The 16,345-nt window shown below is 65.7% G+C and carries 14 protein-coding genes; 12 read left to right on the top strand and 2 right to left on the bottom strand.

Features of this window, described 5'->3' with window-relative positions:
• Window positions 1-23: 23 nt before the first annotated feature.
• From A6F65_RS00530 to fdhD, 11 genes are all read left to right on the top strand, one after another.
• On the top strand, window positions 24-1,283 hold the full coding sequence (locus A6F65_RS00530; RefSeq protein WP_067784583.1) for a sarcosine oxidase subunit beta family protein: 1,260 nt from the start codon (window positions 24-26) through the stop codon (window positions 1,281-1,283).
• Entirely contained in the window at window positions 1,283-1,543 is a 261-nt protein-coding gene (locus A6F65_RS00525; protein ID WP_067784580.1) for a sarcosine oxidase subunit delta, read from the top strand. The genes A6F65_RS00530 and A6F65_RS00525 overlap by 1 nt, the downstream gene beginning before the upstream one ends.
• Window positions 1,543-4,500, top strand: coding sequence for a sarcosine oxidase subunit alpha family protein (locus A6F65_RS00520; protein ID WP_067784577.1), 2,958 nt, complete (start codon window positions 1,543-1,545; stop codon window positions 4,498-4,500). Before A6F65_RS00525 ends, A6F65_RS00520 begins: the two co-directional genes overlap by 1 nt.
• The gene (locus A6F65_RS00515; RefSeq protein ID WP_067784574.1) at window positions 4,493-5,002 is read left to right on the top strand and encodes a sarcosine oxidase subunit gamma; all 510 of its coding nucleotides are present in this window, start codon (window positions 4,493-4,495) and stop codon (window positions 5,000-5,002) included. Before A6F65_RS00520 ends, A6F65_RS00515 begins: the two co-directional genes overlap by 8 nt.
• A gap of 41 nt (window positions 5,003-5,043) precedes the next feature.
• Window positions 5,044-6,018, top strand: a complete 975-nt coding sequence (locus A6F65_RS00510) for a LysR family transcriptional regulator (RefSeq protein WP_067784571.1) — start codon at window positions 5,044-5,046, stop codon at window positions 6,016-6,018.
• 209 nt (window positions 6,019-6,227) lie between these two features.
• Window positions 6,228-6,653, top strand: coding sequence for an NAD(P)H-dependent oxidoreductase subunit E (locus A6F65_RS00505; RefSeq protein WP_067784568.1), 426 nt, complete (start codon window positions 6,228-6,230; stop codon window positions 6,651-6,653).
• On the top strand, window positions 6,650-8,176 hold the full coding sequence (locus A6F65_RS00500; RefSeq protein ID WP_067784565.1) for an NADH-ubiquinone oxidoreductase-F iron-sulfur binding region domain-containing protein: 1,527 nt from the start codon (window positions 6,650-6,652) through the stop codon (window positions 8,174-8,176). The genes A6F65_RS00505 and A6F65_RS00500 overlap by 4 nt, the downstream gene beginning before the upstream one ends.
• Complete coding sequence (gene mobA / locus A6F65_RS00495) at window positions 8,173-8,703, top strand: molybdenum cofactor guanylyltransferase (RefSeq protein ID WP_067784562.1); 531 nt, start codon at window positions 8,173-8,175, stop codon at window positions 8,701-8,703. Before A6F65_RS00500 ends, mobA begins: the two co-directional genes overlap by 4 nt.
• Window positions 8,693-11,545 (top strand): formate dehydrogenase subunit alpha, encoded by a 2,853-nt coding sequence (gene fdhF, locus A6F65_RS00490; protein WP_067784559.1) that lies wholly within the window; start codon window positions 8,693-8,695, stop codon window positions 11,543-11,545. Before mobA ends, fdhF begins: the two co-directional genes overlap by 11 nt.
• Window positions 11,542-11,841, top strand: coding sequence for a formate dehydrogenase subunit delta (locus A6F65_RS00485; RefSeq protein ID WP_067784556.1), 300 nt, complete (start codon window positions 11,542-11,544; stop codon window positions 11,839-11,841). Before fdhF ends, A6F65_RS00485 begins: the two co-directional genes overlap by 4 nt.
• Complete coding sequence (fdhD, locus tag A6F65_RS00480; protein ID WP_067784552.1) at window positions 11,831-12,592, top strand: formate dehydrogenase accessory sulfurtransferase FdhD; 762 nt, start codon at window positions 11,831-11,833, stop codon at window positions 12,590-12,592. Before A6F65_RS00485 ends, fdhD begins: the two co-directional genes overlap by 11 nt.
• A gap of 18 nt (window positions 12,593-12,610) precedes the next feature.
• Here the strand turns inward: fdhD and A6F65_RS00475 are convergent, their stop codons facing one another.
• Complete coding sequence (locus A6F65_RS00475; RefSeq protein ID WP_067784550.1) at window positions 12,611-13,384, bottom strand: Crp/Fnr family transcriptional regulator; 774 nt, start codon at window positions 13,382-13,384, stop codon at window positions 12,611-12,613.
• Window positions 13,385-13,430: 46 nt separating this feature from the next.
• A complete protein-coding gene (locus tag A6F65_RS00470) occupies window positions 13,431-14,240 on the bottom strand; it encodes a class I mannose-6-phosphate isomerase (protein ID WP_067784547.1) in 810 nt (269 codons plus the stop codon).
• A gap of 124 nt (window positions 14,241-14,364) precedes the next feature.
• Here A6F65_RS00470 and ftsH point away from each other — a divergent pair, with 124 nt between their 5' ends.
• Window positions 14,365-16,323 (top strand): ATP-dependent zinc metalloprotease FtsH, encoded by a 1,959-nt coding sequence (gene ftsH, locus A6F65_RS00465; RefSeq protein WP_067784544.1) that lies wholly within the window; start codon window positions 14,365-14,367, stop codon window positions 16,321-16,323.
• The last annotated feature ends 22 nt before the right edge of the window (window positions 16,324-16,345 follow it).

The raw sequence follows: 16,345 nt of genomic DNA, 5'->3' as shown, positions 1-16,345 counted from the left end.
GCAGCGCGTAATTTCGCAGGGCGATGCAGCGCTATTCCATCCTCTCCCTGCTCAAGAACGCAGCCACCGGCCACCGCCAGTGGGAGCGGGCATGGCGCGCGCCCGAACCCAAGCCTGTCTATGACGTGATCATCGTGGGCGGCGGGGGACACGGCCTCGCGGCTGCCTATTACCTCGCGAAGCTTCACGGCATCCACAATGTCGCGGTGCTGGAGAAGGGCTGGCTGGGCGGCGGCAATATCGGCCGCAACACCACCATCATCCGTTCCAATTACCTGCTGCCGGAAAACAGCCGGTTCTACGAGCATGCGATGAAGCTGTGGGAAGGGCTGTCGCTGGACCTCAATTACAATGTGATGTTCTCGCAGCGCGGGGTCATCAATCTGGCGCACAGCCCGGCGCAGATCGATGCCTTTGCGCGGCGCGGCAATGCCATGCGGATGGAAGGGATCGATGCGGAGCTGCTGACCCCGCAGGAGATCAAGCGCCGCATTCCGTCCATCGATATTGGCGCAGATACGCGGTTCCCGATCCTGGGCGCGCTGTGCCAGCCGCGCGGCGGGACCGCCCGGCACGATGCGGTTGCCTGGGGTTATGCCCGCGCTGCCGACGCGCTGGGCGTCGACATTATCCAGAACTGCGAAGTGACCGGCTTCATCCGCGACGGAGACCGGGTGGTCGGCGTCGAGACGAACCGGGGCGAGATCCGCGCGCCCAAGGTCGGGGTCTCGGTCGCGGGCAGCACGTCGGAAGTCATGCGGCGGGCAGGGATCGAGCGCCTGCCGATCGAATCGCATGTCCTGCAGGCCTTCGTGTCCGAGCCGTTGAAGCCGGTGATCGACACCGTCGTCACCTTCGGCGCAGGCCATTTCTATATATCCCAGTCGGACAAGGGCGGCCTGGTCTTCGGCGGCGATATCGATGGTTACAACAGCTACGCTAGTCGCGGGAACCTGCCCGTGTTCGAACATGTGGCAGCTGCTGCCGTGACTCTGCTGCCCAACCTTTCGCGCCTGCGGCTGCTGCGCAATTGGGGCGGCATCATGGACATGTCGATGGACGGCAGCCCGATCATCGATGTCGGCCCGTTGCCCGGAATGTATCTCAACGCCGGCTGGTGTTACGGCGGGTTCAAGGCGACGCCCGCGGCCGGCTGGTGCTTTGCCCACACCATCGCGCAGGACCGTCCGCACGAGCTGAACGAGGCCTTCGCGCTGGATCGCTTCGAAGCGGGGCGGTCGCTCGATGAAAAGGGCATGGGCCCGCATCCGAGGCTGCACTGATGCGCATCCACTGCCCCCACTGCGGCCTGCGCGACCACGGCGAATTCGGCTATCTGGGCGATGCCGGCGTCAGGCGGCCGGAGCATGGCGATACCGATGTGGCGGCATGGAACGAGTATGTCTTCCAGCGGACCAACCCGCGCGGCACGCATTTGGAACACTGGCAGCACAGCGCGGGCTGCCGTGCCATTCTGCGGGTGGAGCGGGACACGCTTTCGCACAAGGTTCTCTCGGTCGCGCTTGAAGGGGGGCTGGGCTGATGGCTGCATATCGTCTGCCTTCCGGCGGCACGTCGATCGATCGCGGCGCGCCCCTGCAGTTCACTTACGACGGCAAGGTGCTGGAAGGCTTTGCCGGGGATACGCTCGCCTCGGCCCTGCTGGCGAATGGCCGCATGGTCGTGGCCAGATCCTTCAAATACCACCGTCCGCGCGGCGTGTTCAGCGCCGGGCACGAGGAGCCCAATGCGCTGGTGACCCTGCGCAGCGGCGGACGGACTGAGCCAAACGCCAAAGCGCCCGCAACCGAGCTTTATGACGGGCTGGAAGCGCGCAGCCAGAACGCCTGGCCGTCTCCGCGCTTCGACCTGATGGCGGTCAACCAGCTGGCGGCGCCGCTGTTTGTCGCGGGATTTTACTACAAGACTTTCATGGGCACCGGCCAGCGCTTCTGGCATTTCTGCGAACGCTTCATCCGGCGCGCGGCGGGCATGGGCGCGGCCGGGTCGGAGGCCGATCCGGATCGCTACGAGCGGGCGAATTTGTTTGCTGACGTGCTCGTCATCGGCGGCGGCGCGGCCGGTGTCGCGGCGGCCCGTGCTGCGGCATCCTTCGGCCGCAAGGTTCTGCTGGTGGACGAGAATACGGCGATCGGCGGCGCGATGCCGGAAGATGCCGGGACGATCGACGGCCACGAACCAGCGGAATGGGCGGCGCAGGCGCTGGACGGGCTGAACAACGTCACGGTGATGCCGCGCACCACGGTCTACGGCTATTTCGACGACAATGTACTGGGCGCGGTCGAGCGCGTTGCCGATCATGTCGCATCGCCCGGCGCAGGGCAGCCGCGCCTCCGTCACCTGAAGATCTACGCCGGCAAGGTGGTGATCGCGGCAGGCAGCATTGAGCGCCCGCTGGTCTTCGCCGGCAATGACAAGCCCGGGGTGATGCTGGCCCAGGCAGGGCTGCGCTACGCCTATCGTCACGGTGTCGCGGTGGGCCGCAAGGTGGTCATCACCGGCAATAACGACAGCATCTACGCCGCTGCCGCGTCCCTCGCGTCGCTTGGCGTGAGTGTCACTGCGCTGGTCGACATGCGAAGCGATCCTCCGGCCGAGCTCGTCGCCCGCGTAGAGGCGCTGGGCCTGCGCTGCCTCGCCGGGCGCGCGGTCTTCAGGGCCAAGGGCTTCCAGTCGCTCAAGTCGGTGGAGATTGCGCCATTCGTAGCGGGCGAGGTCGAGACCGACCGGTCCATCCGGCTCGATTGCGATGCGCTGCTGGTCTCGGGCGGGTTCACCCCCATGGTCAATCTGTGCAGCCAGGCCGGCACGCCGCCGGTCTACGATCCCGCGATCGACGGTTTCCTCCCCGGCCAGCCGCTGCAGGACTGGACTGCGGCGGGCGCGGCGAGCGGCGCCATGGACCTGGCGGCGGCCGTCGCCTCGGGCCACGCGGCGGGATGCGCTGTTGGCGGGGCTGGCGCATTTCCCGCCCCGAACGTCACAGGCAGCGCGGCGCAGGCCAATCCCGGTGCGCCTGCCTGCATCGCGGCGCCCGGCAAGAGCTTCGTCGATTTGCAGCACGATGTGACGGTCAAGGATATCGAGCTGGCCCACCGCGAGGGCTTCCGCTCCATCGAGCACGTCAAGCGCTACACCACGCTGGGCATGGCTGCCGACCAAGGCAAGACATCGAATGTGAACGCGATTGCGCTGATGGCGGGGCTGCAGGGTCTTTCGCCCGACCAGGTCGGGACTACGCGCTTTCGCCCGCCCTATACGCCGGTGGCGCTGGGCGCGCTGGCAGGCCGGGAAGTGGGGCAGGATTTCAAGCCCGTCCGCCGCACGCCCATGCATGACTGGCACGTCGCCCATGGTGCGGAGATGATCGATGCGGGCACATGGGTGCGCCCGCGCGTCTATCGCACGCATGCAGGCGAGAGCCTGTTCGATGCCTATGTGCGCGAGGCACGCGCGGTGCGTGCCAGCGTCGGCATCGTGGACGTGACCACACTGGGCAAGATCGATGTGCAGGGGCCGGATGCGGCTGAATTCCTCAACCGGCTCTATGCAAATCCCTTCCTGAAAGTGCCGGTCGGCAAGGCCCGTTATGGCGCGATGCTGCGCGAGGATGGGATCCTGTACGATGACGGCACCACCTGGCGGCTGGCAGAGGACCGGTTCCTCACCACCACCACCACTGCACGTGCGGCCGGTGTCCTTGCCGAAATGGAGCGCCTGCTGGCGGTCGAATGGCCGGAATTGCAGGTGCAGGTTACCTCGGTCAGCGACCAGTGGGCGGCGATGGCCGTGGCCGGGCCCAATGCCCGGCGCACCTTGCAGAAGATCCTCGAAGGGCTCGACATCGACAACGAGGCTTTCCCATCCATGGCGGTGGGCAAGGGCAGGATCGGTGATTGCGATGTGATGGTCGCGCGGCTCTCCTTCTCCGGCGAGCTGGCATACGAGGTCTATTGCGGCAGCGGTGACGGCACGCGTGTCTGGGAAGCGATCATGGCCGCGGGTGAGGAATTCTCCATCACCCCCTATGGCACGGAGGCTCTCGGCACGCTGCGCATAGAGAAGGGTCACATCAGTGGCCCCGAGCTCGACGGGCGCACGACGCTGGACGACATTGGCCTGGGCAAAATGGCATCGCGCACCAAGGCCTATGTCGGCTCCGTCCTGCTCGATCGGGAAGGGCTGACAGCCGAAGACCGCTTGCAGCTTGTCGGGCTGGTTTCGACGGGCAGGAAAGCGCTGCGGGCCGGGGCGCAGATCGTCGATCCGGCGGCGCCCGGGAATGCCCTCGGCCACGTCAGTTCGACCACTTTCAGCCCGGCGCTTGATGAATTCATCGCGCTCGCCCTCGTGTCCGGTGGGCGGGCGCGCATCGGCGAGGAGATGCTGGCCCGCTTCCCGCTCGCCGATCAGTCCGACCCGGTTCGGTTGGTCGATCCCGTGTTCTTCGACCCCCAGGGGGAGCGGATGCATGGCTGATATCGCAATCGAACCGATCGCTTTCAAAAGCCTGTTCATGGCCAGCCTCTGGCGCGGCACGGCGCCTGCCGGGGCGGCGCAGCTGGAGTCCGCGCTGAATTGCGCGCTGCCGGACAAGCCCAATCGCTTCACGGAGAAGGACGGGATCGTCGCCGCATGCCTGATCCCGGGCCGTTACCTGCTGCTCGCTGAAACCGGCCAGCTTTACCCGGCAGCCGCAGGGAACTGCGACCCGGCACTGGTGTCGCTGGTCCAGCTGGACCACAGCCGCAAGGCCTTCCGGGTCAGCGGACCGCAGGCCGCGCGGCTGCTGATGAAAGGCGTGGCGATCGACCTCGACGAAGCGGCGTTTCCTGCCGGTTCGCTGTTCCAGTCCTCCATCCACGATATCGGCGTGGTCGGGCTGCGGCGTGGGGCATCCAGCTTCGACCTTCTCGTTTACACCAGCTTCGCTGACTCCTTCGAGCATTGGCTGCGTGACGCAGCGATGGAGTTTTCCTGAGCGCAGCGGTAAAGTCGGCCAATCGCGAGGGAGGACCGGGTTTGAAACTTCCGATTGGCTTCGACATTCATTCGCTCGAAGTGTTCATGCTGACGGCCGAACTGGGCGGGATGACGCAGAGCGCGGAGCATCTGGGCATGACCCAGTCGGCGGTGTCGCAAATCGTCTCCAAGCTGGAGAGCGCGCTTGAAACCCGCCTGTTCGACCGGACCACGCGGCCCCTGACGCTCACGGCCAGCGGCCGCTTCCTGCTGAATGACGGCGCGCGGCTGGTGGCTGACGCAAAGCGCCTCGCGTCCGAAATGCGCGGCCTCGGCAATCTGCCGATGAACAGCGTCACCATCGCCATGGCCGAAAGCATGGCGAACCTCGTCACCGTCCCGCTGCTGCGTGAGCTGGGCGGGAATGCCGGGCAGTGGCTGATCCGTTCCGGGACCTCCCCGGCCCAGCACGAGGATTTCCTCAACCGCAAGATCGACATACTTGTCACCGCAAGCACGGATCTGGAAGGTGCGGACGGCTTCGACCAGATGCCGATTTTCGACGAGGAATTCGTGCTCGCCTTCCCCGCCGGCCACGCCGGTGCGGTGGACCAGATCGGCGACATTCAGGACCTGCCCTTCATCCGGTATTCGCTGAAATCCGCGATCGGGCTGCGCATCGAAAGCCAGCTGTCACGCATGCGCAGCAAGCTGAAAAATTCGGTCGAAGTGGACTCCACCGCGCAGCAACTGACCGCGATCAGCGAGGGGCTGGGCTGGGGCATCACCACGCCGCTGTGCCTCGCCAGCCATCCGGCCCTGTTCGAGCGACTGAGGGTGGAGCCGATGCGGCAGGCCCAGTTCCGGCGCTATTTCACCCTCATTGCAAGGCGGGGCGAATTCGGCGACCTGCCGGGCAAGCTGGCAACGTCCATCCGCGGTTCGATCCAGGAAATCGGGCTCGCACCGCTTTTCGCGGCGCATCCCTGGCTGGAGCAGAAGGTCAGGTGGCCGGAGACCGCAAAAGCAGGCTGAGTAATCAGTCTCTTGTTTTTGGCTAATCATGCCCTGCCGGCACCACTTGAACTGCCGGTCAAGTAACTGAAATAAAACAAGATTGTCGCAATTTCGGCAGCGGCCTCGCGATGCGCGGGGAGGGCGGGCTTGTTGTCAACGGGAAGGGTTTGCGTCACTTCTTGTCGCGAACGTTTGGCCGCCCTTCGCGATAATCGATTGGACTTGCATTGAGCTCTGCCGCTCGCATTCAGGAAATCTGCGCCGCGCACTCCGCGCGCAAGGGTCCGCTATTGCCAATCCTGCATGATTTGCAGGCCGAGTTCGGCTGCATCGACGAGGAGGCGGAGGGCCTGGTGGCCAAGGCGCTGAACCTGAGCCGCGCCGAAGTGCACGGCGTGGTCAGCTTCTACCATGATTTCCGGCCTGCGCCGGACGCCCGGCCCGAAGTGCAGATCTGCCGCGCCGAAGCCTGCAAGGCGCGCGGCGTCGAGGCCATCGTGCCCGATGCGGAGCGGGCGGCGGGCAAGCGGGTACGCCTCTCCACTGTCTACTGCCTCGGCCTGTGCAGCGTCGGCCCCAATGCGCGGATCGGCGACGCGGTGTATTCGCGCCTCGATGCCGAGCGCATCCAGCAGCTGGTGGAAGGCGCATGAGCGTGGTCCGCATCTCTGACGACAGCCTGGCCAAGGCATGCGGGGCGGACGCGCTGGCAGCTGCATTCGAGAAGGCCGGCGCGACGGTTGAGCGCGTCTCCAGCTGGGGCATGCACTGGCTGGAGCCGCTGGTGGAAATCGGCGGGCGCGGTTTCGGCCCCGCCACGCCGGGCGATGTGGACGCGATCCTGGATGGCAGCAGTGCGCTGGATATCGGCACGATTGCGGAGCATCCCTTTATCGCCGGCCAGCAGCGCCTGACCTTTGCGCGTGCCGGCCTGACGCGCCCGCTCAGCCTGGAAGATTACGCCGCGACCGGCGGCTGGGCCGGGTTCGAGCGCGCCAAGGGGCTCGGCTCGGAAAAGATCCTGGAAGAGGTCACCCAGTCCGGCCTGCGCGGCCGGGGCGGGGCGGGCTTCCCGGCCGGGATCAAGTGGCAGACCGTGGCCCGGGCTGCGGGCGAGGAAAAGTACATCGTCTGCAATGCCGACGAAGGCGACAGCGGGACCTTTGCCGACCGGATGCTGATGGAAGGCGATCCCTTCGCGCTGGTCGAGGGGATGGCGATTGCCGGGCTGGCGGTCGGCGCGGGGCATGGGTTCATCTACTTGCGCAGCGAATATCCGGACGCCATCGCCAAGATGGAAGGCGCGATCGCGCTTTCCGCCGAGATCGTCGCACCCTTCAAACTGGAAGTGCGTGTGGGCGCAGGCGCATATGTCTGCGGCGAGGAGACCTCGCTGCTCAACTCGCTGGAAGGCAAGCGCGGAGAAGTTCGGGCCAAGCCGCCGCTGCCGGCGCTGGAAGGCGCCTTCGGCAAGCCGACCGTGGTCAACAATGTCCTGACGCTTGCCGCCGTGCCGCACATCCTGGCCGAGGGCGGAGCCTCGCTTTACGAGAGCCTCGGCATCGACCGGTCCAAGGGGACCATGCCGGTGCAGCTTGCAGGCAATATCCGGCATGGCGGGCTGTACGAGACCGCATTCGGCATCAGCCTGGGCACCCTGGTCAATGACATCGGCGGCGGGACCGAGTCCGGCCGCCCGGTAAAGGCCGTGCAGGTCGGCGGGCCGCTGGGCGCCTACATGCATCCCGACCGCTTCGACCTGCCGTTCGACTACGAGGCCTTTACCGCTGCCGAAAGCCTGATCGGGCACGGCGGCATCACCGTGTTCGACGAGACGGCGGACATGGGCGCCATGGCCCGCTTCGCCTTTGAATTCTGCGCAGCGGAAAGCTGCGGCAAGTGCACGCCGTGCCGCATCGGTGCGGTGCGCGGGGCCGAGCTGATCGACCGTATCCGCGATGGCGGCCGCGTGCGCGACAGGATCGAGCTGGCACCGCAGATGCACAACACAAAGACCGCCGCGCGCAGCCAGGAGGACGAGGTCCAGCTGGTCGAGGATCTGTGCGAAGTGATGCGCGACGGATCGCTGTGCGCGCTGGGCGGCTTCACGCCCTTCCCGGTCATGAGCGCGATGCGCCACTGGCCCGAGGATTTCGGGCTGGAGCGCAAGGTATGATCCTGGGCGCGGTCCTTGCGGGCGGCCAGTCCTCCCGTTTCGGGAGCGACAAGGCACAGGCTCAGCTGCACGGCGAAACGCTGCTGGAGCGGGCCGTGAACCAGCTTTCCGCGCAGTGCGATGCGGTGGTGGTGGTCGGGCGCGAGGAGGCCCCGGTGACCGCGCTGGCCGATTGGCCGCGGCCCGGCATGGGGCCGCTTGGCGGGATCGCCGCCGTTCTGCGCCATGCGGGCGAGAACGATTGCGAAAGCGTGCTGACCTGCGGGGTCGACAGCGTGGCGCTGCCGGCAGACCTGCTGGACCAGCTCGGCAGCCCGCCCGCCTATGCCGCAAGCCAGCCCGTCATCGGCCACTGGCCCGCATCCGGCTTCGCGCAGGTCGCGGAGATCCTGCGCGGCGATGGCCGCCATTCCATGCTGCAATTCGCGCAGAGCCTCGGCGCGCGCAATGTGCACCTGAACACCAAACCTGATAACATCAACACGCAGGCCGATCTTGCGGCAGCGGAGGCACGCGATGACCTATGAGCGCCAGACGGATTTCGGGACGCCCGAAAGCCGATCGCAGGAAAGCGTAACGCTGACCATCGACGGGCGGCAGGTGACCGTGCCCGCCGGGACCAGCGTGATGCGCGCGGCGCGCGAATGCGGCGGCGACATCCCCAGCCTGTGCGCCACGGACAATGTGAAGAGCTTCGGTTCCTGCCGCATGTGCCTGGTGGAGATCGACGGGCGGCGCGGCACGCCCGCCAGCTGCACCACGCCTGCCGAAGACGGCATGGTCGTCCACACGGAAAACGCGCGGCTGGCGAAGCTGCGGCGCGGCGTGATGGAACTCTACATCTCCGACCATCCGCTGGACTGCCTGACCTGCAGCGCCAACGGCGATTGCGAGCTGCAGGATACCGCCGCCGAAGTGGGCCTGCGCGATGTGCGTTACGGCTATGAAGGTGCCAACCACCTGGGCGAGGCGACCGACACCTCCAACCCCTATTTCGATTTCGACCCGTCCAAGTGCATTGCCTGCTCGCGCTGCGTGCGCGCCTGTGACGAGGTGCAGGGAACATTCGCCCTGACGATGGATGGCCGCGGCTTTGCATCCAAGATCAGTGCAGGCGCAGCAGGGGACGATTTCCTCTCCAGCGAATGCGTCAGCTGCGGGGCCTGCGTGCAAGCCTGCCCGACCGCGACCTTGCAGGAAAAGAGCGTGAAGGAGCTGGGCAAGCCCGAACGCGCCGTCGTCACCACCTGCGCCTATTGCGGCGTTGGCTGCACCTTCCGCGCGGAGATGAAGGGCGAACAGCTCGTCCGCATGGTCCCTTACAAGGACGGCAAGGCCAATCGCGGGCACTCTTGCGTGAAGGGCCGCTTCGCCTGGGGCTATGCCAATCACAACGATCGCATCACATCGCCGATGATCCGCGACAGCATCGCGGAGCCCTGGCGCGAAGTGAGCTGGGACGAAGCGATTGCCTTTGCGTCCGGTCGCCTGTCGAAGATCAAGGCCGAGTACGGGCCCCGCGCGCTGGGGGGTATCACCTCCAGCCGCTGCACCAATGAAGAGACCTTCCTGGTCCAGAAGATGATCCGCAGCGTGTTCGGCGCCAACAACGTCGATACCTGCGCCCGCGTGTGCCACTCGCCCACCGGATACGGCCTCAAGACCACCTTCGGCACCAGCGCCGGAACGCAGGATTTCGACAGCGTGGAGCATACCGATGTCGCTCTGGTGATCGGGGCCAATCCCACCGATGGTCACCCGGTCTTCGCCAGCCGTCTGAAGAAGCGCCTGCGCCAGGGTGCGAAGCTGATCGTGATCGATCCGCGCCGCATCGACCTGGTCCGCTCGCCGCATGTGGAGGCATCCTTCCACCTGCCGCTGCAGCCCGGCACGAATGTCGCCGTGCTCACCGCCATCGCGCATGTCATCGTGACCGAGGGTCTGGCGGACGAGGCCTTCATCCGCGAGCGCTGTGACGTGGAAGCCTATGAGGACTGGGCGCGCTTCGTTTCCGACGCGCGTCACTCGCCCGAGACGCTGGAGCCTGTCACCCGCGTGCCCGCAGCGGAGCTTCGTGGCGCAGCGCGCCTGTTCGCGACCGGCGGCAATGGCGCGATCTATTATGGCCTCGGCGTGACCGAGCACAGCCAGGGATCCTCCACGGTGATGGCCATCGCCAACCTCGCCATGGCCACCGGCAACATCGGCCGCAAGGGCGTGGGCGTGAACCCGCTGCGCGGCCAGAACAACGTGCAGGGCGCCTGCGACATGGGCAGCTTCCCGCACGAACTGCCCGGCTATCGTCACCTGTCCGACAGCGCGACGCGCGAGATGTTCGAGGCGGATTGGGGCGTTGCGCTGGATCCGGAGCCGGGCCTGCGCATCCCCAACATGCTGGATGCCGCCGTCGATGGCAGCTTCCGCGCCATCTATATCCAGGGCGAGGACATCCTGCAGTCCGATCCCAACACGCAGCATGTGGCGGCCGGGCTTTCGGCCATGGACTGCGTGATCGTGCACGACCTGTTCCTGAACGAGACGGCGAATTACGCGCATGTCTTCCTGCCGGGCAGCACCTTCCTGGAAAAGAACGGCACCTTCACCAATGCCGAACGCCGCATCCAGCCGGTGCGCAAGGTGATGGAGCCCGCCAATGGCTATGAAGACTGGCAGGTCACGCAATTGCTCGCCAATGCGATGGGCGCGGGATGGGAATACGATCATCCCAGCGAAATCCTGGACGAGATCGCGCGCCTTACCGCCAGCTTTGCAGGCGTGAACTGGCAGATGCTGCAGGAACGCGGCAGCGTGCAGTGGCCGGTGAACGAGAAGCATCCCGATGGCTCGCCCGTCATGCACCTGGAAGGCTTCGTGCGCGGCAAGGGGCTGTTCGTGGTGACGGACTACGTCCCGACGGACGAGAAGACCGGGCCGCGCTTCCCCTTGCTGCTGACCACGGGCCGCATCCTCAGCCAGTACAATGTCGGCGCGCAGACGCGGCGCACGGCCAATACCGTCTGGCACCAGGAAGATGTGCTGGAAGTCCACCCGGTCGATGCGGAAAACCGCGGCCTGAAGGATGGCGACTGGGCGCGGCTGGCCAGCCGGACCGGCGAGACAACGCTGCGTGTGACAGTGACGGACCGCGTGGCGCCGGGCGTGGTCTACACCACCTTCCACCACCCCGCGACGCAGGCCAATGTCGTCACCACCGACTATTCCGACTGGGCAACGAACTGCCCCGAATACAAGGTGACAGCGGTGCAGATCACTCCGTCCAACGGCCCGACCGACTGGCAGGAGGATTACCGCGAGCTGTCCGAGCGCAGCCGCCGGATCGAGACCGAAGAAAAAGAGCCCGCCGAATGACGGAGGGAGGGACCCACGGGCAGCAGGTGGAAACGCTGTGGCGATACGTCAACCAGATCGCGAAGAACTTCGTGGCCATCGGGCATGACCGCGCCGTTCTGGCCACGGCCGATCACATCGAAAGCTTCTGGGACCCGCGCATGAAGGCGGCAATCTTCGCCAGCGACCGCAGCGGGCTGGACCCCATTGCTGCCGAGGCCATCGCCCATCTGGAACACAAGGGTGACCCCGGATCGCAGACGCGGGCGACGGAATTTTCGACGCATGGGGGCCTGCACAATTCGGATGCCGGATAAAGCGCGCGAAGTCTTTGCCGACGGCACATCGCAGGACATTGCGCGCAGCTGGGTGCCTGAAGTGCCCGTCGCGCTGGAATTCAACGGGCTGGCCTATGCCGTAATGATGGCAACGCCCACGGACCTGGAAGACTTCGTGCGCGGTTTTGCCCTGACCGAAGGGCTGGCGCAGGGCGTCGCGGAAATCGGCACCATCGCGATTGCGGAGACTGACAAGGGCATAGTCGCACGCGCGCAATTGTCCGGGCTGGGCGTGGAACAGCTGACCGAGCGGGTGCGCACCCGCGTGGCCGAGAGCAGCTGCGGGCTTTGCGGGATCGAGAACTTGGAGGCGGTGGGAAAGCCCCTGCCCAAGGTGCCTGCGCATCAAGAAGCGAGCAGCGATGCGATCTTTGCCGCCGTGGGCGCGATGCGGGATAAGCAGGCCCTGGGCCGCGCAACCGGCGCGGCGCATGGCGCAGGCTTCGCGGACCTGTCCGGCAAGATCGTGGAAGTGCGCGAGGATGTCGGCCGGCACAATGCGATCGACAAGCTGATCGGCGCGCTGGCGGCGAGCGGGCGCGACATCGCCGCAGGCATGGTCATCTCGACCGCGCGCTGTTCCTACGAGATCGTGGAGAAGGTGGTGAAAGCAGGCGGCACGCGGCTCGTCACCGTCTCTTTGCCCACCAGCATGGCGGTGGACCGGGCACGGGAAGCGGGCCTCAGCCTCGCCTGCCTTGCCCGGAACGACAGCTTCCTGCGGATCTAGCGCAGGGGGCGATAGAATTTAATCTACGCTGAGTTCCTCGCCCATACCCAGCAGGCCTTCGCCGTAGAGGTATGTGGAATTGAAGCGGGCGTATTCCTCCAGTTTCACGCGGTCATCCACATGCAGATTGCCGCGGCGGAATTCGGCGATGCCGGCTTTACGCATTTCGCCAAGCGCGCGGCTCATGTGGATGGAGGTCGTACCGCACATTTCGGCAAGGTCTGCTTGCGTCAGCGGGGTGCGCACGCCGCGCGGGCCGCCAAGGCCGACCATTTCCAGCCGGTGCCAGATTTCACAGAAGATGTGCGCCGCGCGCCGCGATGCGGTGAGCTGTTCCATCTTCATGATCCATTCGCGGTGGATGGCCGCGTCGAGCAGGGTGGAGAACCACAGCAGGCGGGCGAGGTGCGGCCATTTGACCATCACTTCTTCCAGCCGTTCGTGCGGGACATAGGCAATTTTTGCGGGACCGAGCGCCGCCAGGTCATGGTCCAGCCGCTTCAGTGCGAAACCGTGCAGGTCGACGAAATCGCCCGGCACCTGCACGCCAACGATGAAGCGCTTGCCTTCTTCCGTGATCGACCGGGTCATGTACCCCTCGATCAGGATGTTGGAGCAATTGACGACATCGCCGCGCTTCACGACGACTTCCGAAGGTTCCAGCACGCGGGTCTCGCTGGCGAGCCCTTCGAGGATCTCCTTCTCCTCCACGCTCATCGCGTGGCGCAGGCGCCCCATGAGAAATCGCCCGGATACCGGGTAGCGTTCGAGTTCGGATTCACCATCGGCCATGGATAATAAACAGCAAGTACGGGCACTCGGTTCCGGCGAATATGCGCTATTTGCGCTTCGGCCGCGCGATCAGGACGCTGGAGCCTTTGGGGACTTCCACATCGGCCAGCTGCCGCGCCACCGCGCACTGGCCGGATTGGACAGCGATTCCATCCACTTGCGCATCGCCGCGGTAAGGCAGGACCAGTGCGGGTCCGGCGCCGCTGTGCAATTTGCCCGGCCAATTGCCATCGGCCACCTGGTCCAGCGTGAAATACCGGTTTTCCAGCACGCGCCCGCTTTCCTGCGGATCCAGCCGGCTGCGCAGTGACGGGTCGAAGGCGCCGCCATCTGCCACGGGAATGGCTGCATCGAGATGCAATTCGCGGGGGCGGCCGTAATCGAACAGGCGGTATGTGATGTCGGAGTTCTGCTGCACTTCGATCACCGTCACGCCAGCACCGATGGCATGGACCGTGCCTGCAGGGATGGAAAAGACATCGCCCGCGGCCACTTCGTGCCACGCCAGCAAGTCCTCGATCGAGCCGTCCAGCGCCGCATCGCGCATGTCCTGCGCGGACAGCGCATGCCGAAAGCCGATGCCCAGCTGCGCGCCCGGATCGGCGGCGAGTACGAACCAGCATTCTTCCTTGCCGCTGCGCCCGTATCCGGCAGCCTCGGCCTGGTCGTCGTCCGGATGCACCTGGACGGACAGTTTCTCACTGGTGAAGAGGTATTTGGCGAGCAGTTCGGGCAGCGTTTCGGGCGGCTCGAACCAGATTTCCCCTATGCGCTTGCCCGCAGGCGCGGCGAAGGGTGCGGGCAGCCTGTCGCGGCCCCAGGGCTTCTCCACAATGCGCGTCGGCAGGATCGTCATGGCTCGGGCCTAGGCCAGCATGGTTAACACAGTGTTGAAGCCTCGCGCGCGGGCGGGCAGGCGTCAACTTGTCATTCACCCCGGCCTGCCTACATAATGCGGTGACAGAAAGGTCCCGCACATCATGAGTGACAATCAGGAGCCGGAAGGCGATCCGAAACCCAACCCCTGGATGAAGAGCCTGCTGGTATGGGGCGGCATTTTCCTGGCCCTGCTGCTGGTGGTGCAGATGGTTGGCGGCCCGCGCGAGGAGCCGGGCACGCAGATCGCCTATTCCGATTTCCGCAAGCAGGTGGCCGAAGGCTCCGTGGAAAGCGTGAAGATCGCGCCGGACAAGATCGCGGGCAAGCTGAAGAACGGCAACACCTTCTCCACCGTCCCGGTCGAAAACGACACCAACCTTCCGGTCCTGCTGGAAGAAAACGGCGTGACCTTCTCCGGCGCGGCGGAAGAGAAGATGAGCGTGCTGACGGTCATCCTGATCCAGTCCCTGCCATTCCTGCTGATCCTGGGCATCGCCTTTTTCGTGCTGCGCCAGGTGCAGAAGGGCGGCGGCGCGGGCGGCGCGATGGGCTTCGGCAAGTCCAAGGCCAAGATGCTGACGGAAAAGCAGGGCAAGGTAACCTTTGCCGATGTCGCCGGCATCGACGAGGCGCGCGAGGAGCTGGAAGAGGTCGTCGAATTCCTCAAGGATCCGCAGCGCTTTTCCAAGCTGGGTGGTCAGATCCCCAAGGGCGCGCTGCTCGTCGGCAGCCCCGGCACGGGTAAGACCCTGCTGGCCCGCGCAATTGCGGGTGAGGCCGGCGTGCCTTTCTTCACCATTTCGGGTTCGGACTTCGTGGAGATGTTCGTGGGCGTGGGCGCAAGCCGCGTGCGCGACATGTTCGAACAGGCCAAGAAGAATGCGCCCTGCATCGTCTTCATCGATGAAATCGACGCCGTTGGCCGTAGCCGCGGCCATGGCCTTGGCAATTCCAACGACGAGCGCGAGCAGACGCTGAACCAGCTGCTGGTCGAGATGGACGGCTTCGAAGCCAATGAAGGCATCATCATCGTTGCCGCCACGAACCGTCCGGACGTGCTGGACCCGGCGCTGCTGCGCCCGGGCCGCTTCGACCGCCAGGTGGTCGTGCCCGTGCCCGACATCGACGGGCGCGAGAAGATCCTGGAAGTGCACATGAAGAAGGTGCCGCTGGCGCCTGACGTGAACAGCCGCACCATTGCGCGCGGTACGCCCGGCTTCTCCGGCGCGGATCTCGCCAACCTCGTGAACGAGGCCGCACTGCTGGCCGCACGGCGCAACAAGCGCCTTGTCGCCATGCAGGAATTCGAGGACGCGAAGGACAAGGTCATGATGGGCGCGGAACGCCGCAGCATGGTCATGACCGAGGACGAGAAGAAGATGACCGCTTATCACGAGGCGGGCCACGCGCTTGTCTCGCTGAACGAGCCGGCTTCCGATCCCATCCACAAGGCCACCATCATCCCGCGCGGCCGCGCGCTGGGCATGGTGATGCGCCTTCCGGAACGGGACAATTACTCTTACCACCGCGACAAGATGCATGCGAACCTTGCCGTCGCCATGGGTGGCCGCGTGGCCGAGGAGATCATCTTCGGGCACGACAAGGTTTCCAGCGGCGCATCGGGCGACATCCAGTATGCCACCGACCTGGCCAAGAACATGGTCACGAAGTGGGGCATGTCGGACAAGCTCGGCCCGCTGCAGTACGAACAGCAGCAGGAAGGCTATCTCGGCATGGGCCAGTCGGCCCGGACGATGGCCGGTGCGGAAACCAACAAGCTGATCGATGCGGAGATCAAGTCGCTGGTGGAAGGCGGCCTGAAGCGCGCGACCGAGATCCTGACCAAGCAGGAAGACAAGCTGCACCTGCTGGCCCAGGCCATGCTGGAGTATGAGACTCTGACCGGCGAGGAAATCAATGAGCTGATGAAGACCGGCAAGATCGACCGGCCCGACGAGCCGCGCGGCCCCGCGCCGGTGCGGCCCGCACAGGGATCCAGCATCCCCAAGGCCGGCAAGCGTTTCTCCGGTGATGGTGGACCGGCCCCGCAGGCCGGCTGACGCCGCAGACCGCCCAGACAGA

Source organism: Paraurantiacibacter namhicola, assembly GCF_001687545.1.
In the GTDB taxonomy this organism is placed as follows: Bacteria; Pseudomonadota; Alphaproteobacteria; order Sphingomonadales; family Sphingomonadaceae; genus Paraurantiacibacter; species Paraurantiacibacter namhicola.
Note: the sequence above shows the minus strand (reverse complement) of the source record. Positions and strands in the feature narration are given on the sequence as shown.

Coding starts and splice junctions, on each gene's coding strand:
- A6F65_RS00530 (WP_067784583.1), top strand. CDS start 24: ATGCAGCGCTATTCCATCCTCTCCCTGCTCAAGAACGCAGCCACCGGC.
- A6F65_RS00525 (WP_067784580.1), top strand. CDS start 1,283: ATGCGCATCCACTGCCCCCACTGCGGCCTGCGCGACCACGGCGAATTC.
- A6F65_RS00520 (WP_067784577.1), top strand. CDS start 1,543: ATGGCTGCATATCGTCTGCCTTCCGGCGGCACGTCGATCGATCGCGGC.
- A6F65_RS00515 (WP_067784574.1), top strand. CDS start 4,493: ATGGCTGATATCGCAATCGAACCGATCGCTTTCAAAAGCCTGTTCATG.
- A6F65_RS00500 (WP_067784565.1), top strand. CDS start 6,650: ATGAGCGTGGTCCGCATCTCTGACGACAGCCTGGCCAAGGCATGCGGG.
- mobA (WP_067784562.1), top strand. CDS start 8,173: ATGATCCTGGGCGCGGTCCTTGCGGGCGGCCAGTCCTCCCGTTTCGGG.
- fdhF (WP_067784559.1), top strand. CDS start 8,693: ATGACCTATGAGCGCCAGACGGATTTCGGGACGCCCGAAAGCCGATCG.
- A6F65_RS00485 (WP_067784556.1), top strand. CDS start 11,542: ATGACGGAGGGAGGGACCCACGGGCAGCAGGTGGAAACGCTGTGGCGA.
- fdhD (WP_067784552.1), top strand. CDS start 11,831: ATGCCGGATAAAGCGCGCGAAGTCTTTGCCGACGGCACATCGCAGGAC.
- A6F65_RS00475 (WP_067784550.1), bottom strand. CDS start 13,384: ATGGCCGATGGTGAATCCGAACTCGAACGCTACCCGGTATCCGGGCGA.
- A6F65_RS00470 (WP_067784547.1), bottom strand. CDS start 14,240: ATGACGATCCTGCCGACGCGCATTGTGGAGAAGCCCTGGGGCCGCGAC.
- ftsH (WP_067784544.1), top strand. CDS start 14,365: ATGAGTGACAATCAGGAGCCGGAAGGCGATCCGAAACCCAACCCCTGG.